At 53.8% G+C, this 21,507-nt stretch carries 19 protein-coding genes and 1 pseudogene; 14 read left to right on the plus strand and 6 right to left on the minus strand.

What is annotated here, in order from left to right; all coding sequences use genetic code 11:
* Nucleotides 1–27 precede the first annotated feature (27 nt).
* Nucleotides 28–432: a MarR family winged helix-turn-helix transcriptional regulator gene (locus TH25_RS15890; RefSeq protein WP_220151422.1), complete on the minus strand. Its 405-nt coding sequence runs from the start codon at nucleotides 430–432 to the stop codon at nucleotides 28–30.
* Between the two features lie 277 nt (nucleotides 433–709).
* Here TH25_RS15890 and TH25_RS15895 point away from each other — a divergent pair, with 277 nt between their 5' ends.
* The 14 genes and pseudogenes from TH25_RS15895 to TH25_RS15955 all read left to right on the plus strand — a co-directional run bounded on the left by TH25_RS15895 (nucleotide 710) and on the right by TH25_RS15955 (nucleotide 14,550).
* On the plus strand, nucleotides 710–1,984 hold the full coding sequence (locus TH25_RS15895; protein WP_114089347.1) for a Rieske 2Fe-2S domain-containing protein: 1,275 nt from the start codon (nucleotides 710–712) through the stop codon (nucleotides 1,982–1,984).
* 77 nt (nucleotides 1,985–2,061) lie between these two features.
* Nucleotides 2,062–3,192, plus strand: coding sequence for a Gfo/Idh/MocA family protein (locus TH25_RS15900; protein WP_114089348.1), 1,131 nt, complete (start codon nucleotides 2,062–2,064; stop codon nucleotides 3,190–3,192).
* A gap of 33 nt (nucleotides 3,193–3,225) precedes the next feature.
* A complete protein-coding gene (locus TH25_RS15905) occupies nucleotides 3,226–3,648 on the plus strand; it encodes a hypothetical protein (protein WP_114089349.1) in 423 nt (140 codons plus the stop codon).
* Between the two features lie 65 nt (nucleotides 3,649–3,713).
* Nucleotides 3,714–4,415: a class II aldolase/adducin family protein gene (locus TH25_RS15910; RefSeq protein ID WP_114089350.1), complete on the plus strand. Its 702-nt coding sequence runs from the start codon at nucleotides 3,714–3,716 to the stop codon at nucleotides 4,413–4,415.
* A 28-nt stretch (nucleotides 4,416–4,443) separates the two neighbouring features.
* Nucleotides 4,444–5,394, plus strand: a complete 951-nt coding sequence (locus tag TH25_RS15915; RefSeq protein ID WP_114089351.1) for a PDR/VanB family oxidoreductase — start codon at nucleotides 4,444–4,446, stop codon at nucleotides 5,392–5,394.
* A 91-nt stretch (nucleotides 5,395–5,485) separates the two neighbouring features.
* The gene (locus tag TH25_RS15920; protein WP_114089352.1) at nucleotides 5,486–6,574 is read left to right on the plus strand and encodes an AbrB family transcriptional regulator; all 1,089 of its coding nucleotides are present in this window, start codon (nucleotides 5,486–5,488) and stop codon (nucleotides 6,572–6,574) included.
* A gap of 262 nt (nucleotides 6,575–6,836) precedes the next feature.
* Nucleotides 6,837–7,703, plus strand: coding sequence for a carboxylating nicotinate-nucleotide diphosphorylase (nadC, locus tag TH25_RS15925; RefSeq protein ID WP_114089353.1), 867 nt, complete (start codon nucleotides 6,837–6,839; stop codon nucleotides 7,701–7,703).
* Nucleotides 7,704–8,073: 370 nt separating this feature from the next.
* Nucleotides 8,074–8,544 carry a hypothetical protein gene (locus TH25_RS24790; RefSeq protein WP_147253033.1) on the plus strand — a complete coding sequence of 157 codons (471 nt, stop codon included), beginning with the start codon at nucleotides 8,074–8,076 and terminating at the stop codon, nucleotides 8,542–8,544.
* A gap of 451 nt (nucleotides 8,545–8,995) precedes the next feature.
* Nucleotides 8,996–9,814 (plus strand): chromate resistance protein ChrB domain-containing protein, encoded by an 819-nt coding sequence (locus TH25_RS15935; RefSeq protein ID WP_114089355.1) that lies wholly within the window; start codon nucleotides 8,996–8,998, stop codon nucleotides 9,812–9,814.
* Nucleotides 9,815–9,817: 3 nt separating this feature from the next.
* Nucleotides 9,818–9,955: a hypothetical protein gene (locus TH25_RS25475; protein ID WP_258549188.1), complete on the plus strand. Its 138-nt coding sequence runs from the start codon at nucleotides 9,818–9,820 to the stop codon at nucleotides 9,953–9,955.
* 15 nt (nucleotides 9,956–9,970) lie between these two features.
* Nucleotides 9,971–11,110, plus strand: a pseudogene (gene chrA / locus TH25_RS15940) (chromate efflux transporter); the annotation flags it as partial.
* Nucleotides 11,111–11,345: 235 nt separating this feature from the next.
* On the plus strand, nucleotides 11,346–11,933 hold the full coding sequence (locus TH25_RS15945; protein ID WP_114089356.1) for a recombinase family protein: 588 nt from the start codon (nucleotides 11,346–11,348) through the stop codon (nucleotides 11,931–11,933).
* A 10-nt stretch (nucleotides 11,934–11,943) separates the two neighbouring features.
* A complete protein-coding gene (locus TH25_RS15950; protein ID WP_114089437.1) occupies nucleotides 11,944–13,560 on the plus strand; it encodes a DDE-type integrase/transposase/recombinase in 1,617 nt (538 codons plus the stop codon).
* 12 nt (nucleotides 13,561–13,572) lie between these two features.
* Complete coding sequence (locus TH25_RS15955; RefSeq protein ID WP_114089357.1) at nucleotides 13,573–14,550, plus strand: ExeA family protein; 978 nt, start codon at nucleotides 13,573–13,575, stop codon at nucleotides 14,548–14,550.
* Between the two features lie 669 nt (nucleotides 14,551–15,219).
* Here TH25_RS15955 and TH25_RS15965 read toward each other — a convergent pair.
* The 5 genes from TH25_RS15965 to TH25_RS15985 form a co-directional block, all read right to left on the minus strand.
* The gene (locus tag TH25_RS15965) at nucleotides 15,220–15,981 is read right to left on the minus strand and encodes a DeoR/GlpR family DNA-binding transcription regulator (protein ID WP_114089359.1); all 762 of its coding nucleotides are present in this window, start codon (nucleotides 15,979–15,981) and stop codon (nucleotides 15,220–15,222) included.
* 28 nt (nucleotides 15,982–16,009) lie between these two features.
* Complete coding sequence (locus tag TH25_RS15970; protein ID WP_114089360.1) at nucleotides 16,010–16,945, minus strand: sugar-binding transcriptional regulator; 936 nt, start codon at nucleotides 16,943–16,945, stop codon at nucleotides 16,010–16,012.
* Nucleotides 16,946–17,040: 95 nt separating this feature from the next.
* Nucleotides 17,041–17,973, minus strand: a complete 933-nt coding sequence (locus TH25_RS15975; RefSeq protein WP_114089361.1) for a sugar phosphate isomerase/epimerase family protein — start codon at nucleotides 17,971–17,973, stop codon at nucleotides 17,041–17,043.
* Nucleotides 17,973–19,481 (minus strand): glycerol-3-phosphate dehydrogenase, encoded by a 1,509-nt coding sequence (locus TH25_RS15980; protein ID WP_114089362.1) that lies wholly within the window; start codon nucleotides 19,479–19,481, stop codon nucleotides 17,973–17,975. Before TH25_RS15980 ends, TH25_RS15975 begins: the two co-directional genes overlap by 1 nt.
* 1 nt (nucleotide 19,482) lies before the next feature.
* Nucleotides 19,483–21,084 carry an FGGY-family carbohydrate kinase gene (locus TH25_RS15985; RefSeq protein ID WP_114089363.1) on the minus strand — a complete coding sequence of 534 codons (1,602 nt, stop codon included), beginning with the start codon at nucleotides 21,082–21,084 and terminating at the stop codon, nucleotides 19,483–19,485.
* Nucleotides 21,085–21,507 lie beyond the last annotated feature (423 nt).

The following is a 21,507-nucleotide window of genomic DNA, read 5'->3' on the forward strand; positions in this document are numbered from 1 at the left end:
TTTTACCTCAATTAATGAGTCCTGAGCCTAGCTATTTTCGGTTTCAAGATTCTTGATGATGACAGACAGCGTGGTCCGCAGGGATTCCCTTTGGCTTTTGCGCAATCCGTTCAGAGCAAGTTCATTGACCTCTAGCGCCAGCGGAACCAGCTTTTTTTCCAACTCCCGCCCCTGCGCGGTCAAATAGATATAGATCGCCTTCTGATTGTCAGGCTTTTGCTCTTTGGTGAGGTAACCTAGTTTTTCCATTGCATGGAGTGCTGTTGCGCCAGCCGGTTTTGCAACACCGGCACGGCGGCACAATTCGGTGACGCTTAATCCGTCATCCTGCCAAAGTATTCTAAGAAACGTCCAGTGACCGTAAGCAACATTCTGCTTGGCGAGCCTGTTTTGCAAGGCCCGCGCCGTTGCTTTACTCGCAAGCTTCAACAAGTGGGCTGTACGATCAAAATGTATGCTGCTCGGAATGGTTGATCTCCCACAAGTAAATTGCCTTTTGAGAATGCGCGTCAATAGCTACACGACAATTCTGTTCGCGTAAAGCGATGAGGCATATCTCGAATTTGGTCAGGGAAAATTTCCTCCCAGAGCAACGAGATTGGTTGACACTCCCTCTTATTATTGTTAAGCACTTAACAATAATGATGTCGATTTCGACCGCATGAGAGATTGATCTAATCGCTGTTAGAAAAACCAAGAGGGAGGAAAAATGCTTACTCAAGAACAGAACGACATGCTGAGCCGTGTTGGTTCGGGGACGCCGGCAGGTGAACTTCTTCGCCGTTATTGGCATCCTATCGCGGCAAAGGAAGACCTTCAGGAAAAATGGACGGTTCCGGTCCGGTTGATGGGAGAGGATCTTGTCCTCTATCGCGACCGTCAGGGTCGGTTGGGGTTGCTGGCGCGTCAGTGTCCGCATCGCCGGGCATCGCTTGTCAATGGCATCCCGACCGAGGACGGCCTGCGTTGTCCTTATCATGGATGGGCATTTGGCAGTGACGGGCAATGTCTTGAACAGCCCAATGAGCCAGAGGGGTCTTCATTCTGTCAGAAAATCAAGACAACAGCCTATAAGGTGCAGGAGCTTGGCGGCATGATCTGGGCCTATATGGGACCGGATCCGGCACCGCTGCTTCCGTTGGTTGACGGCTTTATTGAACCGGGCACGGTGCGCATGATGGGCCGGACGATCATTCCGGTCAACTGGCTGCAGGCCATGGAAAATTCGCTTGATCCTGTTCATACGGAATGGCTGCATGGTCACCTGTATGAATTTGTTAAAGAGCAGGAAAACGTCAAGGTCGCAATCAGTGCGCCGCACGCCAAGATTGCGTTCAAGGAATTTGAATACGGCATGACCAAGCATCGTCTGCTTGTCGGGCAATCGGAGGATTCCGACGACTGGAAGGTCGGCCACCCCGTCATGTTCCCCAATACGCTGTCCGTCGGGAACGGGGATGAAAATTCGCGCTATTACGCGTTCCAGATCAGGGTGCCGGTCGATGACATCCATACCCTGCATATCTGGTACACGGCCTATGTTCCGCCTCAGGGTGTGGATGTTCCGTCGCATTTGACGGAAAAGCTGCATACTTATGAAGTGCCGATCTATGATGAAAACGGGGACCACATCGTTGATAACGTTGATGGTCAAGACATGATGGCCTGGATTTCCCAAGGGGCGCTTACGGATCGTACCCAGGAAAACCTGGGATCGACAGATCAGGGGATTGCGGCCTTCCGCCGGATGCTGCGTCGGGAGATCAAAAAGGTCGAGGCGGGCGAAGACCCGATGTGCGTGTTCCGTGATGAGAGTAAACACGGCCGTATCGACCTGCCCAATGAAAAGAAGAAACATCACAACAGTGATGGGATGAAAAGCTGGCTGATGCGCACTCATATGCGTTTTTCGCCAATCCTTGATGATTTGGTCGAGCTTTATGAACCGTCTGGCAAGCAGCCGCCCGCGCGCAAGGCTGTTTAAGGCATCAGGTTCTGGGTGCTATCCGGCTGCCTTACAGGCAGCCGGATAGCACCACCAAAATTTCAAGGAGATATCTGATGGTCCTGCTGGGGATTGTTGGACTAGGGGCGGCTGCACATGCTTTTCTGGAGCCGTTAAAGCGTCATCCCGATTTTGTCATAGCGGCAGTTTGCGATTCAAATGCGGTTGTCAGGGACGAGTTTGCCGCGACATTTGGCGTGCCGGGATATGGATGCCTTTCCGACATGCTCGCTGATGGCGTGTGCAATGCCGTTTATATCGGCACGCCCACCGATCTGCACCATGCCCAGGTTCTGGAAGCGCTTTGCGCAGGATTGCATGTTCTGGTTGAAAAGCCGATGGCGATTACCGTGGAAGAATCCCGGGACATGTCGCGAAAGGCGAAGGAAAACGGCCTGGCATTGGTGGTTGGACATTCCCACAGTCACGACCTGCCGATCCGCAAGATGCGCGAAATTATCCTTTCCGGTCGGCTGGGTGCTGTCCGTATGGTCAATACCATGTGCTACACCGACTGGGTACGCAGACCGCGTCGTGCGGATGAGCTGAAACCGGAACTTGGCGGAGGCATCACCTATCGGCAGGGGGCGCATCAGTTCGATATTCTTTGCAGTCTGTGTCATGAACCTGTTGTCGAAGTCTCTGCAAATGTTTTTGACTGGGATTCCGAACGTTCGACGATTGGTGCTCATGTTGTCCGTTTGTTATTCAAAAACGGGGCTGTCGGAACGGCCATCTATAATGGTTATGGCAATTTCCTGAGCTCGGAATTGACAGGCGAAGTCGGCGAATGGGGCTTTGTCGCAGCAAAACGAGAAAAGCCCTCACCGTTATCTGGTGCGTCCGAGGAAGAAGAACTCAGGAAAAAACAAATCCGCAGCAAGAATGCGATTGCAAACGATGCACCCCATCAGCCGCATTTTGGTCTTACCATTGTCAGTTGCGAGCGCGGTGATATTCGGCAGTCCCCTGATGGTTTGCTGATTTACACTGATGGCGGGCAAGAGGAAGTGCTGTTGTCTCGCGACAAATCCCCAAGAGATCTGGTGCTTGATGAATTCAGTCAGGCCATCCGCCAGGAGGCGGTGCTGCATGACGGGCAGTGGGGGGCGGCCATTATCGAAATTTGTTCCGCGGCATTGACATCGTCGCAAACCGGCAAGCCTGTGCGGATTCCGCATTGCTGATTGATGTTTGGCAGGGGAACAGGAGGAAATCAAATGATCAAAGTCAGTAAGGCTAACGGTAGCAACGAAGCGGTTATTCAGATTGAGGACGGCGTTCAGAAAGTTGAGCAACAACTGAATGCTGACGAGCTGGAGGCGCTTATTGCAAATCTGGCAAGTTTGCGAGCCGAGATGACGCCAGTGCATTCAGGCCAGTTCGTGCCTGGTTATACAGCGTCTTATGAGTGTGACAATCTGCTTTGGAGCACCATGCCCGATCCCGGCAAGAGGGGATTGCTTATCGCATTTCAAAATTCGGGGCTGGGCTGGATAACCATGCGAATGTCCCGGGCGCAGATCGAGGATTTGGTGACCAATATCGAGTTTTCTTTGCTTGATCTGTCGCGGGCACAAAATCGGGACACAACAGTTACGGCAGATATTGAACCCGACAATATGGTGCCGATCCGCAGCTAGATTTTCAGACAATCCACCACGCCCATAACTCCGAAACCAAAACCATGCCGTACCGGGAGAAAAAAATGAAATATCAGAATCTGAGAGAGAAGCTCGTCTATGCCGGAAAAATACTTTGTGCCAATGGTCAGGATGATCTGACACGCGGTCACGTATCAGCAAGAATTCCCGACAATTCCGGGCTTTTTCTTATGAAGCCGCACAGTGTGGGCCTTGATGAACTGACCCCGGAAAGTTTGTTGATGATCGATCTGGAAGGAAACGTTGTCGAAGGCGATGGACGCCGCCACAGCGAGGCTTTCATCCATACCGAGATTTATCGTTCAAGGGATGATGTCCAAGCTGTTCTTCATACACATCCGACCTATTGCGTGGCGCTATCGGCGTCGGGACAACCGCTCCTTCCCGTTAGCCAGCCGGCAGCATTATTCTTTAATTCGCTCGGTACCTACACTGATACAATCAACTTGATTCGGACCCCGGAAATGGGGGCTGGTGTTGCCGCAGCTCTTGGGACCAACCGGGCTGTATTGTTGCGCCATCACGGAATTGTCTGCACCGGTTCCTCGGTCGAGGAAGCAGTCATCGGTGCGATCATGCTCGAAAATGCGGCGATGATCCAGATGATCACCAGTGCGACAGGGCAGGTTTCTGAACTGTTTTCTGATGAAGATATTCTCAAGCTCCAGAACGCGATTGGCAAGCAAGAGCAGTTCACGATCAATTTCAACTATCTTGCCCGGCGCATAAATAAAAAACAGCTTTGACAATATCCTCTGCAAAAGGCGTGAAAAAATGGAAACGTTCAATGTGAAAGTTGCCTCTGTGCGGGAGGTGGCCACCGATATTTTCGAGTATGTATTCGAGCACCCGGACAAAATGGACCTGCCGGAATTTGTGCCCGGCGCACATATTCATGTCAATGTTCCGAACGGTGATACGCGGCAATATTCGTTGTGCAATGACCCGGCAGACAGAAGCATTTACAGGATCGCCATTAAACGGGAAGACAGCGGTAAAGGTGGGTCTGTCGGTTTCATTGAGCAGACAAAAGTCGGGGACCTGGTGGGAATTTCGGCACCGTGCAATGACTTTGAACTGAAGTTTGATGCCGAAGAAATTATTCTGATTGCCGGGGGGATCGGAATTACACCGATCTTGTGTATGGCAAAAGTTCTTGAAAGAACCAAACAGGTTCCCTGCAAGGTATTTTATCTTACACGAGACGAGACGCTGACGGCATACGGTGATGAAATCCGCAACACATTGCATGCTGATGTCACGATACATCACGATTATGGCGACCCTTCCAGATCGCTGGATCTGGTCAGTCTGCTATCGGGGGATCACAGCAAATCGGTGATTTACTGTTGCGGCCCCACCGGCCTGTTGCATGCGGTCCGTTCCGCAACGTCGCACTGGCCCAAAGGAAGTGTGCGGTTCGAAGATTTCGGGACATCGACAAAAGCAAAGGATGAGGATGCATTCTGGGTTCGGGTCAAGGGGCATGATGAACGCTATCTTGTACCGGGTGACAAATCCATCCTTAAGGTCTTGCAGGAGGTGGGACTTGACATGCCCAGTTCCTGTGAGGCCGGCACATGCGGCACATGCCGGATGAAGCTGATTGCCGGGGAGGCTGAGCACCGGGATCTGGTTCTGTTTGATGACGAGATGGAAGACAACATCATCATATGTTGCTCGCGTGCTGCGAGCGGGGAAATTACGATCGATTTTCCCGACTGAAATATGATTCAAGCAGCGCCGCGTTGGCAGACATCGCAGGGCGAAATCTGTCTCGGAAAATTTTAATCGGTTTGTTGACTATGAGATTTCAATGACTCTCATGCAGGGGAAGCTCTTCCTCTCTTATACAATCACAATCGTGATATCCTTGATTGGCATGCTTATCGCGGGTGCGATAAACATGCCGCTTCCCTGGATGCTCGGGCCATTGTTCATTACAGCGGCCTGCAAGCTTTCCGGGTTTGGATATTTTGATGCAAATGGCAATCTGCCGAAATCGACGAGCAAGTTTTTCATCCCGGTCATCGGTATTGCGATCAGTGCCAATGTGACACCGGCGATTATTGCCAGTTTTGCAAGCTGGTGGCCAAGCATGGTGCTGGTTGTGCCATTCAATATTGCCCTGCAATTTATAATTTATCGGATTTTCCTGACAGTGGGAAAGCACGACAGGGCAACGGCCTATTTTTCTTCCTGTACCGGTGGAGTTACAGAATCAATCTTGCTTGGCTTTGAGAAGGGCGGGAATGCATCTGTCATCGCTTTTCAGCATTCGGCGCGCGTATTTCTGGCGATTAGCATCGTTCCTTTCATGGTGCTGCTTTTGACGAGCCTGTCGGTTCATCCCCGGCAAGTAGAACTTCCCGAGCTGAATAGCGTGGGGGGTGTTTATTTTCCTGATGTGTTTCTGATGATTTCGGCGGCAGTGGGCGGTGCGTTGATCGCCTTCAAACTGCGGTTGCCCGCGGCTGCGATGATCGGTCCCTTAACCCTTGGCGTGATACTTTATAGCATGGAAATTATCACGATGCCGGTCCCCGAGCCCGTTTTGCACATTGCACAACTTTTTGTCGGGACGATTTTGGGGGCGCGTTTTAAATCAAAGGATCGTGCTGCAATCATCCGCGGAGCGCCGATGGCCGTGATGGCGCTATGTGTTTCCATACCATGTGCCGGGTTAATCGCATATCTGCTCGCGCATTCCGGAGTGGCCAATACGGAAATACTGTTCCTGTCATTTGCTCCGGGCGGGTTGGCAGAAATGAGTTTGGTGGCGATTTCTCTTGATGCGGACCCGGTGTTTGTGGCGGCGCATCATTTAATCCGGATCATGTCCACGATATTTTTGTCACCGCTGATTTTTATAAAACTGATCGAAAAACAGGACGAGGTTTTCTAACCGTGGAATTGACGGTTTTAAAGGATCGCTGCTGCTGAAAGGCATCGCCAACCTCCTTTGGTGTCGGGGCTTTTCAGTCCCTCCTGTTTGCTGTTTTGATAGCATTCAGGGATCCAGTATGCAGCAAACTTGACGGGCTACTCGAAGAGTAGTCCGTCTTTTTGTGTGCGGCTTTGGTTGACCGCATACTTGTTTATGGTTAACTAGTTAACCATATCAGCCATATCCAAAAGTGCTGATTTTTCTCCGAAGGCTATCAAAAATGTTGAAGCTTCCTGCAATACCAAAACTGATCATCGAACGAACCGTGATGGCGACCCTTTTGGAAGACTATGGTCGTTCCGGTGACATAGCGTCATCCTATACATTGCCAGCCGGGCAGACGGCCGAGGCCTGCATTGTCGCGCGCGAGGATGGCATTTTGTGTGGTCTTGACTATGCCGAAGCAGCTTTTCGGCTATCAGGGGGCAATGTCCGTTGGGAAAAGAAATCCACCGACGGTGACCGGGTTCGAAAAGGGGATATCATCGCAACAGTCCGCGGTGATGCCATCGAGATGCTGTCGAGTGAGAGGGTTGCTCTCAACTATCTGGGACATTTATCTGGCATATCGAGCTATACGGACAGGTTTGTCGAAAACATCCGGCACACCGGTGCCAAAATGTGCTGCACCCGAAAAACAACCCCCGGTTTGCGGTTGGCTGAAAAATATGCGGTTAAATGTGGTGGGGGTGCAAACCATCGGTTCGGTCTTGATGACGCGGTGCTGATAAAGGACAACCATATTGCGGTATGCGGAAGTCTAAAAGACGCAGTCCTGTCGGTTCGCGCTCAGATTGGGCATTTGGTCTCCCTTGAGGTTGAAGTCGATACTTTATCGCAAATGCGTGAAGCACTGGATTTGGGGGTTGGTGTTATTCTTCTCGACAATTTTACGATTGAGGAGTTGCGCCAAGCTGTCGCTGTTAACGAAGGTGCGGCAAAGCTGGAAGCATCCGGTGGGGTAATGATCGATAATGTCAAAGACATTGCTGAAACGGGAGTTGATTACATCAGTAGTTCGAAAATTACTATGTCGGCACCGGCGTTTGATTTTGGATTGGATGTCAGAATCATAGGTGCAAAGTAAATTTAGAAAATTATAAGAAAACTGTGATGGAACTTCACAGCAGGGAGCGAGCGGTAGTCGCTGCCATTCTAGTTGCTTATCGAGTTTGTAGACGTGACCTTCTCACAATGGTCTTATACGGTTTGATCTTCAGGGGTCGTGCCCCCGTAAAAGCGGGTCGCTCACGGCAGGGGCGGATTGCCGCCTGTTCGTTGAGTGAAGCCATGCTTTCGCGCATATTGCGATTTCGCCAGAAAATACCGGTCAAGGCCGATAGTTTGGCACCTGTATATCGGAAAACATGATTTCCAACCCTGTCTGAAGAAGCTCTCAAGCCCACAACAAAAATTGCGGGCACGAAGCACGTCATGAGAAATCGCGGCGATGCCCCATGACACTGATATCCTCAAACCAAAACGGATTAAGGAGATATCAGTTCAGAGTGTTGGTTCTGGGAGGGAATGGATCGAGAGAGTTTGAGCGGCCGGTAAGGCTGCCTGTCGGCCCGAAATGCTCGACTGAGGCGAGCGCAGGTATTGCAACTTGTACAGGCGCAATTGCGATAGTCGATACTTGGGGACACGCAATATCACAGTCAGGCATGCTGTCGCCGCTGCCAGAACAATCCTGGCAATTGTCCATTGCCATGTCCGCCATCGACATCCCGACATCCATAACAGCAGCGTTGACCGTCGAAAGACTTGTCCCGGCGGCAAAAGCAGCTATCAAAAGTATGGTCAGAAACCTGATGCAATTCAGCATAGTCAACTTCTATCCCAAGGGTGGAAATCTGTCGACACAAAATTCTTGTGACCATGCCGCTGTCATCCAGAAAGTGTCCCGTTGTAGACGCGAAATGTGAAACATCAAAAGGCTGTTCCGGATTTCAAAAGAAAGTGGTTGCCCTAAACGGGCAAAAACCATTCATCAGTTAGCCTCTCTTGCATATGGTGAAATCACATTATCTGCCACTAACGCTCACATTACCAATTTGAATTGATACATAAAATTGGAAATAACGCCGAGTTCCGGATTATGCCGCGCTGACATCTGAAAGCACATGTTTTGATTGGCTTTCGGCAAGCTCCATCAGCATAAGACTGTCGAGAGAAACAGCGGCCATTCGTGACTTGCGCAGCGTAGGTCTTGAAGGAGCCCTTTTCCCATTTGTTCTGCGATGCTGCTAATGTCTGCTCTGGAGCTTGACGGCGCGGAAAACCGGGTTTAAAAAACCGGTTCCGGGGGTCCCCAAGAACCCCGTGAGGCGCCAGCCCAATCTTGCTTCCTTCCAACCTGTTCATGGAGGATGCTTTATGGCGTCATACAATGAAATCCCCGTATCGACCTTGGCCCGCTTGGTGGGGACACCCGATTGTCCCGTACTGCTTGATGTACGCATTGATGAAGACTTCGATGCGGACCCGCCCCTGATCCCTGGCGCGATACGTCAACCATTTCTCAATGTGCGTGATCTTGCCGATGATCTCGCGGGCCGTTCGGTCGTCGTCTACTGCCAGAAAGGCCTGAAGATTAGCCAAGGTGCCGCCGCATTGTTGCGATCAGCCGGCGCGAAGGCGGAAATCCTCGAAGGTGGGCAATTCGCCTGGAAAGATGCCGGGCTTCCGATGGTTCTTGCGGAGAAACTTCCACCGTCTGATGCCAGCGGATGCTCGGTCTGGGTAACGCGTCACAGGCCAAAGATCGACAGGATTGCTTGTCCCTGGCTTATTCGCCGGTTTGTCGATCCGAATGCCCAAATACTGTTTGTCGCCGCATCGCAGGTCCTCAACGTCGCAGAACGTTTCAATGCGACGCCCTTCGACGTTGAAAACGTATTCTGGAGCCATCGCGGCGAAAAATGCACGTTCGACACGATGATTGAAGAGTTCGGCATCAGCCATAGTGCGCTTGAGGGATTGGCCGTGATCGTGCGTGGTGCCGACACCAACAGGCATGATCTGGCACCTGAAGCGGCGGGACTTCTTGCTGCCTCACTAGGCCTATCTCGAATGTATCGCGACGACCTGGAACAGCTCGAAGCTGGCATGATGCTCTACGACGCATTCTATCGGTGGGCACGCGATGCCACGGATGAAGGGCATGACTGGCCCGCCGCGTTGAAGAAGGCGTAGGTCATGAGTGGTTCCAGTAACGTCCTGAGGGACGAAACCCCGACGCTTGCGGAAGCAACACGGGTTTGGTGGAAGATCGGCATCCTATCGCTTGGTGGTCCCGCCGCCCAGATCTCGCTCATGCACAAGGAGATCGTCTAAGACCGCAGTTGGCTCTCTGAGCAGCAGTTCCTGAATGCGCTGAGCTTTTGCATGCTCTTGCCCGGTCCCGAGGCGATGCAGTTGGCTACCTATGCCGGATGGCGGCTGCATGGCACGTTCGGTGGCTTGATCGCCGGGCTGCTGTTCGTCTTGCCCGGTGCCGCCGTGATCATGTTGCTGGCGACGATCTACAGCATCTATGGCGATGTACCGCTTGTGGAGGCACTGTTTTACGGAATCAAGGCTGCCGTTCTGGTGATCGTGGTCGAGGCATTGTTGCGGGTCGCGAAAAAGGCACTTTCACAGCGTGTGCATTGGCTGATCGCGGCATTGGCGTTTGTCGGGATATTCTTCTTGTCGATCCCCTATCCGCTGATCGTCCTAATGGCGGGCCTGTTCGGCTGGTTCATGAAAACCGTGGACATGGATCGGAAGGCCGTGGACATGGCGCACGTGTCGGTGGGTAGGACGAGCCTTACGATTGCAACATGGTTGGCGATCTGGCTACTGCCACTGCTTGCCCTCGGATGGCTGGGTGCGCCGGGCATCGTGGTCGAGGTCGGCAGGTTTTTCTCCATGCTCGCTGTCGTGACCTTCGGCGGTGCTTATGCTGTTCTCGCCTACATGGCCCAGGATGTCGTTGTCCAATTCGGCTGGCTAACCGCAGGGGAAATGGTCGACGCCCTTGGACTGGCGGAAACGACACCTGGCCCGCTTATCCTGGTCACGCAATTCGTCGGGTTTCTCGCCGGTTTCAAGGATGGTGGGCTTCTGCTTGGCCTGAGTGCTGCCGTAGTGGCACTTTGGGTCACCTTCGCCCCGTGCTTTCTCTGGATACTGGTTGGCGCACCTTACATCGAATGGATATCGAACCAACCTCGATTGAGAGGTGCCCTTAAGGCAATCACCGCTGCCGTCGTGGGTGTCATCCTAAATCTTTCGATCTGGTTTGCACTGCATGTCCTGTTCTCTGGCGTGAACCGGCAGAAGCTGGGACCCATAACGCTTTGGCGGTCGGACCTTGCAACCATCGAATGGCTCGCCGTAGGCCTGTTCCTCCTCAGCGGCTTCCTGGCCTTCCGGTTGCACTGGGGTATCATCAGGATTCTGTTGATTGCGTCGTTTCTTGGAGCTGGTTTGAAGCTGTTCCTCTGAGGCCTGTCCGAAGAACATGAAAAACTCGGACCGCCTTTGTAACGTGCCATTCCCGTAGTACGGTCCGGGCGGGACAGCATACCTTGTACGCTGCATCCAGAAAGGGACCGTTTTCCAGACAGGTAAAAGCCCGAATGCCGGTCTCCGATTGAAAACTGTTAATTTGTCTGTATACCGCGTCTTGAAATCAACGTAATATTCTGCGCCTCAAAAACGGCTTTCCGGACGGTCCGCCATGCGTATCGGCTACGCACGTGTCTCGACCGACGATCAGAATCTTGACCTGCAAAACGACGCTTTGCGGGAAGCTGGTTGTGAGCGCATTTTCCAGGACAAGGTGAGTAGTGCAAAAGGTGATCGCCCCGGGCTTGATCGAACATTCGAAGAATTACGCCAGGGCGATGTGCTTGTGGTCTGGCGCCTCGATCGCCTGGGACGGTCCCTGAAGGAACTGATTGCGCAAGCCGAGATGTTGGCAGAACGACAAATCGGTCTGCGATCAATTACCGAAGCGATCGATACGACCACCAGCGGCGGGAAGCTGGTTTTTCATATTTTTGCCGCCCTTGCCGAATTCGAGCGGAACCTGATCCGGGAGCGCACGAAAGCCAGTCTTGAAGCGGCTCGGTCGCGCGGCCGGAAAGGCGGCCGTCGAAAGGCGCTGACCAAAGACAAGCGCCGTCACGTTGCAAACCTGTATCGATCGAGACAGCACAGTATTAAAGAGATCTGCGATCTGATGGGTGTGTCGCGGGCAACCGTCTATACCTATGTCGCGGAATTTGCCAATAGCATTGATGGCGAGGCCGACAATGAAAAGTAGAGCCGCCCGCATACCGGCCGAGGCACTTCTGGCGCTTCGGACCAGATTGTCTTCTCTGCCCGTGCGAGACCCCGGTCGGGCCAGCGCTGTTGCACGGACTGCCGGGTTATATGGCCTCAGTATATCGTCGGTCTATCGCCAGTTACGAAACTTGCAACGCCCGAAAGGCTTGCAACGTTCTGATCGCGGTGTGCCCCGCGCAATATCGCAGGCAGAGATGGAACGCTATTGCGAGATCGTGGCCGCCCTGAAAATCAGAACAGAGAATGGCAAAGGTCACAAGTTATCCACGAATGAAGCCATCCGGTTGCTTGAGGATCACGGTGTCGAGACGCCCGAGGGTTTTGTGCAAGCCCCCAAAGGGGTACTGGTGGCATCTACCCTCAACCGGTGGCTCCGCAATTGGGGATACGATCATCCCCGGATGATACGCGGCCCGACCGCCGTCCGGTTTCAGGCCGGATATTCCAACGAACTCTGGCATTTCGACATGAGCCCGTCCGATCTGAAGCAGCTCGACCAGCCAGAATGGATTGAACCCGGACGTGGTGCACCAACCCTGATGCTTTATAGCGTGGTGGATGATCGTAGCGGTGTTGCCTATCAGGAATATCGTTGCGTGTATGGCGAGGATGCGGAATCTGCCTTGCGGTTCCTGTTCAACGCCATGGCACCCAAAGAAGGCACCACACTTCAGGGCAGACCGGCAGGACTGTATCTCGACAATGGACCGGTTGCCAAAAGCATCGTGTTCCAGACCGTCATGGGACATCTTGGCGTTGATTGGCGCACCCACATGCCCCGCGGTTCGGACGGTCGACGGGTTACGGCGCGATCCAAGGGCAAGGTTGAACGTCCGTTCCTGACCGTCAAGGAAGCTCACGAAACCCTGTATCACTTTCATCGTCCCAAAACAGAGGCCGAAGCCAATAGCTGGCTGCTGAACTTTATCAACCGCTACAATGACAAGCCGCATCGCCATGAAGCCCATAGCCGGGCGGAAGACTGGTGTTCAAACTTGCCTGAGCAAGGCCTGCGCGACATGTGTTCCTGGGAACGGTATTGCGCCTTTGCCCGGGAACCGGAACGCCGAACGGTTGCAGCGGATGCCCGCATTCATCTGAAGGGCGCCTATTACGAGGTGGACCCGGATCTGGCGGGTGAAGAAGTTTTATTGTGGTGGGGATTGTTCGATCAGGAACTATTTGTCGAGTTCGGCAGCAAACGCTATGGCCCATATCGCCCTGTCGGCGGACCAATCCCATTGCATCGGTATCGCAAACAGGCCAAATCGCCCCGCGAGAAGCGTGCCGACAAGGTAGCCGACTTGGCTGCCAGAATATCGGTGCCGCGTTCGGCCCTGGCCGGGCCGGAACAGGCATTTGCCAGCGCGGAGATTATCCCCCTCGTTGAAGCAAAGTTTGAAGATCCAGACCCGTGGCACCAGTTCAGTTATGCCAGCACACTCGATGCGCGTCGCGGCATTGCGGATTTGTTGGAGAAACCGCTGGCGCGGTTGAGTGCCGAAGACCTTGAATTCATCGAGGAGCTTGTCACCACCACGATAAACAAACGTGAAATTGCCAAGGCGATCAAAACACGGTTCGGCAAGAACCCCAAAACATAATAGGAGACTGTCATGCTAACAGCGGATGTCAGGGCATTTTATGGCATCGAGAAGGACTGGGCGCTGGCCGGTTTTTTCGAAACGGAATGGCACCGCCAGATGATGGCCGACCTGCGGGCGGCCATTCTGGCCGGGAGGCTGGTTGCCATTACAGGATCAGTTGGTGTCGGAAAAACCATGATGTTAAACCGGCTTCAGGCTGAATTGGCCGCAAGCAAGGATATTCTGGTGGCCCGCAGCCTGTCGATCGACAAACCGCGTGTTGTTTTGCCAGCCCTTCTGACCGCAATCTTTCTCGATGTCTCCGGTGATGCGGATGTCAAAGTGCCGACACAACCCGAAAAGCGGGAACGCAAGCTTCAGGATCTCATCCGGAAAATGCGAAAAACCGTCGTTCTGTTCATCGACGAAGCTCATGACCTGCATGGGAACACTCTGACCGGCCTCAAGCGCCTGATGGAAATTGTCCAGGCCGGTGACGGAGTTCTGTCTGTGGTTCTGGTTGGCCATCCGCGCCTGCGAAATGACCTGAACAAGGCGACAATGGAAGAGATCGGGCATAGAACCACCAAGTTCGTCTTTCAGGGGCTTGGCGATGACAGTCGCAAATATCTCGACTGGTTGCTGAAGCAGTGCCGGGCCCAAAAAACCACCAGACAGGGAGACATCATTGCGGATGATGCGCTGGATCTGATGGTGGAATGCCTGTCAACACCGCTTCAGTTTACCGAACAACTGACACGCGCTTTCACCGAAGCCTACAAGCTTGGCGCCAAGCCTGTCACCCGGGAGATTGTCGAAGAAACAATTGCGATCGGCTATGATGATCTGGATGCCCGACTAGCACGGCTTGGATACAACGCCAAGACACTTGCGGAACAATTCGATACCCGGTTGCCGGAAATGCGCAAATTCCTGAAAGGCCATCTGGATTCCGAACGCACCCAAGAGCTTGGGCAAATGATGCGACAGGTCGGATTGCCGATATAACCTACAGTGGCACATAATGTGATTTCACAGCGATGATTGCGATCTGGTGGCAGGTAATCTGATCTCATTCGCAGTTAATGTGAGTTTGGCTCTGGCGATAAAATCACTTAATCTGAGCCGGAAAAGCGCGATAAGTGCAAGTTTGACGGATTATAAGTGCAATCCTCTATATTTATCGCTAGCTTGCGCGAAATATGACGCACGAAGACCGACGGCAGGACAGGACAGGACAGCATAGTCATAACCATTGCCGGGAACATCCTTGCTGCCTAGCCAATTACGTAACCGCCCTCACCAGCAGCCACGCATTCCCTCCACCACTTCCTACTCCCCTAACATCCCATCTACCAAGGTGCTCGCGCCTAGGGTGTCACAAATGACAGCATAAATTCAGTGGGGATAATAGGGCCATCGCAGGAACTATCAACCGGGTGGAATGCGAGGAAATATCTTGATCAACACAGCGAACGTCCAGCGACGTTCCATTAAGCTGATGGCGGAGCAGATAGGGCAGAATGAAGAGACAACCAGACAAACTAAGATGGTTTTAGCACAGTACGGATTTCGACAGACGCCCCAAAGCAATCCAACCGCCAAACAGCGCACACCATACATAAAGGGATGAACCATCAAAAATCCGCAGAAAACACATTCGCCAACCCGGCTTGCCTAACCCGCAATTACAAGTTCTGTCCCGGCATCTTTGATTTGCGCGCGTGCAGTATCAGACGGGGCCGCATCCGTGATCACAGCAGAAAATTCGGAAAAAGGTGCAAGGACATGCAAAGCAGTATGATCAAATCTGAGATGATTGATCAGAAGGATGGAGCGCGTTGCACCATCCATCATCCGGCGTTTCGCCCGCGTAATATCATCATCCATATGATAAACGCAGCCCTCCCCCGCCGCCGGGGTAGAAATAAAGGCGATATCAGCACGTAAGCTGCCAAGGGCCTGTTCCGTCACCCGGCCAACCCAGGCATTATATTTGGCAGAATAACGCCCGCCAAGCGCCAGCACGGTAATACCGGCCTCGGACTTAAGCCCCTCCATCACCGCATCATTATTGGTAATCACGGTGAGCGGGCGTTTTTCGGGTAACAGGGTGCCCAGTATGGTCGCCGTGGAGCCATCATTAACCATAACGGTCATGCCCGGTTCCACCCATTCCAGGGCAGCACGCGCCATACGTTCCTTAAGGTCATGCCCCTGAAGATGGCGAAAGCGAAAATCACTTTCAAACTGTGAACCGGGTTCAATCGTTGCCCCACCACGAATACGGCGTAACAGCCCCTCGCCTTCCAGATCATCGAGGTCGCGATGGATGGTCATTTTCGATACGCCGAAAGTATCAGCCAGTTCATCAAGCTGCACTTCGCCATCCCGTACCAGGGCATCAAGAATTTGCTGCCTGCGATCATCGCGTTTCATGGGGCGTCCTTTATTCGGTCTGCTATCGTCAATCCAGAAGCGCGCGCGCCGTTCGCTCGTCAGTGATCAACCCGGCCACCCGGCCAGATCGCAACACCGCCCGGATCGCATTGATCTTGTCCGGCCCACCCGCAACCGCGACAATATCCTCTTTCCGTTCAGGATCATAGCCCACCGCAAGGGTGCGTGCAGAAAGCGTGGTTTCCACCACATCGCCCGCAGCATTGAAAAAATCACCCAGCATTTCGCCCTGCGCGCCAGCAGCAGCAATTTCTTCGATCTCGGAAGGTTCAATCATGCCAGATGATACAAGCTGGGCATCGGCCGTTGTTGTGCCGATCCCGACAAGTTTAAGGGTTGCGGCCTGCGCCATATGGAAAACTTCATCCACACCGCGCTGTGAAAGCAGCACTTCACGGTCTTCGACTGTATTGGCAAAAAACGGCACCGGCATAACATAGGCACGTGCGCCGGTTTTTTCCGCCAAGCGATGCATCACATCATGCGGGTTGGCCGAAAAATTGCGGGTTAACCCGCCCAGAAGCGAAACGAAATGAAGCCCCTTGGCATCGATCCGTGGCAATTGACGGGTAATTTCAGCCAAGGTACGACCATGCCCAAGGCCGATAATTGAATGTTCCCCGGTCTCGAACTGGCGTTTCAAATAGGCTGCACCAGCCAAAGCAAGGGCGCGCACCGGCAGGCCCTCTTCGCCAATATCCGGGGCGACTTCGCACAGTTTAAGGTTATAGGCCTCAAACAAACGGGTTTCGAGCTGGACACATTCAACAATATCCCCCTCGATCGACACCTTTACACGGCCATCGGCCACCGCCTTGGCTATCAGCCGGTGTGCTTTGACAGACGGCAGACCAAGCCTTTTGGCCACCTTGGCCTGTGTCAGCCCGCCAACATAGTGCATCCAGGCCGCACGAATGGCGAGCGTTTCATCGGTATCGTTCATGGCATCCTTTAGCCCGACCGGGCCTTAATTAAGCAGCTCATCATGTTATAAGGCCCGGGCAAAGCAGAAGGAAGTCCTGCCCCGGCAACAGGTTATCAAAGTTTCAGATCCGATGCACCCGTATCAATATAGGGCGCCCAAAAGGCCACACTTTCCGCGATCTGGGGAATTACCTCACGGTCATTGGGTTCGCGTTCCTTGAAGGAAAGTTCGAGGCAGATTTCATTATCCTGCGCGCCGCCTTTTGCAAAGGCTTCAAGCAGCGGTTCAGGCTGAATACGGCCACGGGCATTGAATTCGGCAGTAAAGGGCCGGTGCCCGCCCTTATCCATCAGGCTTTGTTTGATGTGGATGATGGGGGAAACACGCGGCACGGCGCGTGCCCAGGCGTAGGGATCAAAATCATCGGGGTTGCTTGATGTCACATCGCCATGGTCGATATCGGCCATCATCCACATGGGAATTGCCATATCAGCCGCGCTCAGTCTGTCTTGCAGGGCAAGGCATTCCTCAATCGTTTCGCCAAATTCACGCGCGATGCTCATGGGTTCCCAAAACACATATTTCAGGCCAGCGGCCTTGCCGTGTTCGGCCACTTCGGCCCAGCAATCAATCGCGGTGCGGATCATATCTTCGCGTTTGGCCGGGTCGTCCTGGTCCCGATAGGTCAGAATGGCAAATTGCGTACCGACCGATATTCCGCCCAGATCGGCGGTAATATCGGCAAAGGTTTTAAACCAGTCCACATAATAACGACGCACATCGCGGTCAGGATGACCAAAATGGTTAAGCCGGCCATATGGCCCCGTCATACCCGATGTTACACGAACACCCGTACGCGCAAGGGCCGCCCCCATTTGCCGGGTCAAACGGCGAATTACCGGAGCGGGCCACGATGGGTTGATAAATTCGTGGGTTAACTGCAAATCGCGAATGCGCAAATCCCGCGCGACACAGTCAATCAGGTCGTCCGGGTCGGCAAAGCGGTTTACCAGCGGGTTGGTGTTCAAAGAAAGGGTCAATGCCATCAGCTTGCCTCCGCCGCCAAACCGTCAAACCATTCGCCAAAGGCGGTAATTTCGTCCGGCGTCATATCAAGCCGGTGTTTGGTGCGACGCCAGATAATGTCTTCGGCCGTAACCGCCCATTCATTGGCAACCAGCCAGCGTACTTCGGCTTCATAAAGATGCGCGCCAAAATAACGACCCAGGCCAGCCGCGCTGGTGGCAGTGCCAACAATATTGCGGGTCAGCGTGCCGTAACGACGACCGTAATATTCACGTAACTGGCGCGACATCCAGGGGAATTCCGCCTTCAGGGTTTCCCGAAAGGCCGCATAATCGGCATTGGGCATGTCCCCCCCCGGAAGCGGCGCATCTTCGGTCCAGTCTTTGCCCATATCGGGAAAAATATGCCGGATTTCGCGCATGCCCCGTTCGGCCAGTTCGCGGAAGGTGGTGATTTTACCGCCAAAAATATTCAAAAGCGGCGCACCTGCGGTTTCATCAAGATCAAACACATAATCACGCGTCACGGCCGACGGGTTGCCATTGCCATCGTCAAATAACGGGCGCACACCGGAAAAAGTCTCCAGAATATCCTCGCGCCGTAGCTTTTCCTTGAAATAGCGATTAACGCATTCCAGCAGGTAATTGATTTCATAATCATCAATGGCAACGTCTTCGGCCCGGCCATCATAGGCAATATCGGTTGTTCCGATCAGGGCCTTGTTGCCCTCATAGGCATTGATGAAAATAACGCGCTTGTCATCATTCTGCACAAGGTAGCTATGCGGCCCTTCCCAGAATTTGGGCACAATAATATGACTACCCTTCACCAGTCGCACATTGCGGGTGGAATTGGCACCGGCAACCCGTGTCAGCACGTCGGTCACCCAGGGACCGGCGGCATTGACCAGGCATTTGGCAACAAATTCGCGTGTTTCGCCGGTCAGCCGGTTTTGCGTGGTGACATGCCATTTGCCATTTTCGCGACGCGCGCTGATGGCGGGGGAACGCGTCATAACAATCGCACCACGCCGTGCCGCATCAAGGGCATTTAACGTTACAAGGCGCGCATCGTCCACCCAGCAATCGGAATATTCAAAACCACGGGTATATTTATCAAGCAACGGTGCCCCTTCGGGATCGCGCAGCAGATCAAGTGTACGGCTACCGGGCAGTTTTTTGCGCCCGCCCAAATGATCGTAAAGAAACAGGCCAAGCCGCACCAGCCAGGCCGGACGGTCCTGCGGGGAATGGGGCAGCACAAAACGCAACGGCCAGATAATATGCGGCGCTGCATTCATCAGAACTTCGCGTTCGATCAGAGCTTCGCGCACCAGCCGGAATTCATAATATTCCAGATACCGCAACCCGCCATGCACCAGCTTGCCAGAACGCGACGATGTCCCTTCGGCCAGATCATCCTTTTCACAAAGCGCAACTTTCAGGCCACGCCCGGCAGCATCGCGGGCAAAGCCTGCGCCGTTAATGCCACCACCGATAACAAACAGATCCAGTTCCTGCGTGCTCATGTCACGATCCTCCTTGCGCCGTGTCTGACGCATTTATTTCGGGGGCTGATTTGCCATCGCGATGTGTCGCCAGCCGGTCCCAAACCGGTTCCAGCGCCACGCGGACTTCAGCATAAGCCGGGTAAAGGGCGGCATAAGTCGCCATCAATTTTTCATCGGGAGCCTCAGCCGCACCCAGAAGCGGCGATACCCATTCGGCAACGCAACTTTCCATATCGCGATAGGCACCAATGGCAACGGCGGCCATCATGGCGCACCCTGCGGCACCGGCTTCTTCCCGCGCCGAAACACGCACGGGCGCCCCAACGCAAGCAGCCAGAATCCCGCGCAGCGCCTGGGACCGCGCGGCACCACCGGTCAGGCGCAATTCCTGTGGCAGGGCATCCATCGCGCCATAACAATCGCGCGCGGCCATGCCCAGGCTTTCAACAACCGCCCGGATCAAATCGGGGAAACGATGCCCGGCTGACAGGCCAATAAAACCCGCGCGCGCATTGGCATTCACCATCGGTCCGCGTTCACCTGCCTCGGATACATAGGGCTGATATAACAACGCACCGGGTTCGGATCGCGCAAGCCAGCCATCAATTCGCGCGACCAGATCGGCATAATCATGCGGGTGGCCGGTTTCACTCATCAGATCGGCGGCAAGGCGCAAGGCCCAGTCAATATTCAGCGTCGCGGCCATATTGGTTTGTACCTGTGTCACCATGCGGCTGGCGGGCAGGCAAATGACATAGCCCGATTTGCCATTCAGGCGAACTTCGTCATCGCGCACGGCACGCATATGCACGCCGGTTGACCCGATGGTGGAACACGCTGCCCCCTTGGTGCCGGTATAAACACCTGCACCAAGGGCCGTCATGACCATGTCAACATAACCAAGGCTAACAGGTGTTCCCGCACGCAGACCAGTTTGGGCAGCGGCGGCATCGCTTAGCGGGTGTGTATCGCCGCTGCCATCAACAATTTGCGGCAGCAAATGGCGGCGATTGCGCAATCCCAGCGCATCAATCACAGTATCGCTATAGGCACGGGTCCGAAAATCGCCAAAGGTAAAACTGGCTTCGGACGGGTCAGTGGCACGAACGCCTGTCAGGTTCAAATATAGCCAGTCCTTGCAATGCAGGGCGACCTCGGCCTGATCCAGCAATTCGGGAAAATGGCGTTGCATATGGGCCATTTGCGCACCCTGCTGGCAGGTATTAAGCGCCGTGCCAGTAGCGTTAAACCGGGCAGTATCTGCCAGGCTTTGGGCCAGGTTGCGGGTGGTATCAGCCGCCCGCGCATCAAGCCATAACCATGCGTCACCCACCGGGCGGTTACCCTGCCCAACCAGCCAGGTACCATCGCCCTGCGCGGTTACCGCAAGGGCGGCCGTGCGATCGGCAAGGCCGTCAATCCGGGTGCCAAGTTCGCGCAACGCACTGGCACAATCAGCCCATGTGCGGTCCATATTCTGGGTGGCAGCACCATTTTGGCCGCTGTCATACTGGTTGGTAACGGCGGCAGCACCAAGCTGGCGCCCCTGAAGGCTGAACGCCACCGCCTTGATGACAGATGTGCCCGCGTCGATACCGATGATGATGTCACGTTTAGCCATGCCGCACCCTTTCGTAGCGCGAATGGCCAATCATGCAAAACGCATGAGCCATGTGACCTCCTCCCTATGTTTATGCCCCACGGCCTGTCTTGCCGGTGCGGTTCTTGCCGGAACCATTTCGCCCGGGTTGATTTCAGCATAACCACACATCGCGACATGTCGAGTGTAATTTTTTTCTTTCGTAGAAATTTTTTTCAGTTATGGTGGTGATCACGAACCGGATACCCGACCTGCCAATCGGCGAAAAAGACTGGCGCAAAAACAAAGGGATTTCGGTGCGTGACAGGCGAAACGGGCGCAAGCACGGATCGCATTGTGAAACGGGAGGATATGGCCTGCACCAAGACAGGCTGGGCTGGTTCCCACCGCGACGCGCATTTTTCTGCCCTTTTTGGCGGTATTAAAACTGCGCAATGCCGGAAC

Source organism: Thalassospira profundimaris (assembly GCF_003326755.1).
Taxonomy (GTDB): Bacteria; Pseudomonadota; Alphaproteobacteria; order Rhodospirillales; family Thalassospiraceae; genus Thalassospira; species Thalassospira profundimaris_B.

Bases quoted from the DNA above. Each gene is read 5' to 3' on its own strand.
- TH25_RS15970 (WP_114089360.1), bottom strand. From the start codon at position 16,945: ATGAACGATACCGATGAAACGCTCGCCATTCGTGCGGCCTGGATGCAC.
- TH25_RS15895 (WP_114089347.1), top strand. From the start codon at position 710: ATGCTTACTCAAGAACAGAACGACATGCTGAGCCGTGTTGGTTCGGGG.
- TH25_RS24790 (WP_147253033.1), top strand. From the start codon at position 8,074: ATGACACTGATATCCTCAAACCAAAACGGATTAAGGAGATATCAGTTC.
- nadC (WP_114089353.1), top strand. From the start codon at position 6,837: ATGTTGAAGCTTCCTGCAATACCAAAACTGATCATCGAACGAACCGTG.
- TH25_RS15935 (WP_114089355.1), top strand. From the start codon at position 8,996: ATGGCGTCATACAATGAAATCCCCGTATCGACCTTGGCCCGCTTGGTG.
- TH25_RS15985 (WP_114089363.1), bottom strand. From the start codon at position 21,084: ATGGCTAAACGTGACATCATCATCGGTATCGACGCGGGCACATCTGTC.
- TH25_RS15965 (WP_114089359.1), bottom strand. From the start codon at position 15,981: ATGAAACGCGATGATCGCAGGCAGCAAATTCTTGATGCCCTGGTACGG.
- TH25_RS15915 (WP_114089351.1), top strand. From the start codon at position 4,444: ATGGAAACGTTCAATGTGAAAGTTGCCTCTGTGCGGGAGGTGGCCACC.
- TH25_RS15910 (WP_114089350.1), top strand. From the start codon at position 3,714: ATGAAATATCAGAATCTGAGAGAGAAGCTCGTCTATGCCGGAAAAATA.
- TH25_RS15905 (WP_114089349.1), top strand. From the start codon at position 3,226: ATGATCAAAGTCAGTAAGGCTAACGGTAGCAACGAAGCGGTTATTCAG.
- TH25_RS15980 (WP_114089362.1), bottom strand. From the start codon at position 19,481: ATGAGCACGCAGGAACTGGATCTGTTTGTTATCGGTGGTGGCATTAAC.
- TH25_RS25475 (WP_258549188.1), top strand. From the start codon at position 9,818: ATGAGTGGTTCCAGTAACGTCCTGAGGGACGAAACCCCGACGCTTGCG.
- TH25_RS15945 (WP_114089356.1), top strand. From the start codon at position 11,346: ATGCGTATCGGCTACGCACGTGTCTCGACCGACGATCAGAATCTTGAC.
- TH25_RS15920 (WP_114089352.1), top strand. From the start codon at position 5,486: ATGACTCTCATGCAGGGGAAGCTCTTCCTCTCTTATACAATCACAATC.
- TH25_RS15955 (WP_114089357.1), top strand. From the start codon at position 13,573: ATGCTAACAGCGGATGTCAGGGCATTTTATGGCATCGAGAAGGACTGG.
- TH25_RS15975 (WP_114089361.1), bottom strand. From the start codon at position 17,973: ATGGCATTGACCCTTTCTTTGAACACCAACCCGCTGGTAAACCGCTTT.
- TH25_RS15900 (WP_114089348.1), top strand. From the start codon at position 2,062: ATGGTCCTGCTGGGGATTGTTGGACTAGGGGCGGCTGCACATGCTTTT.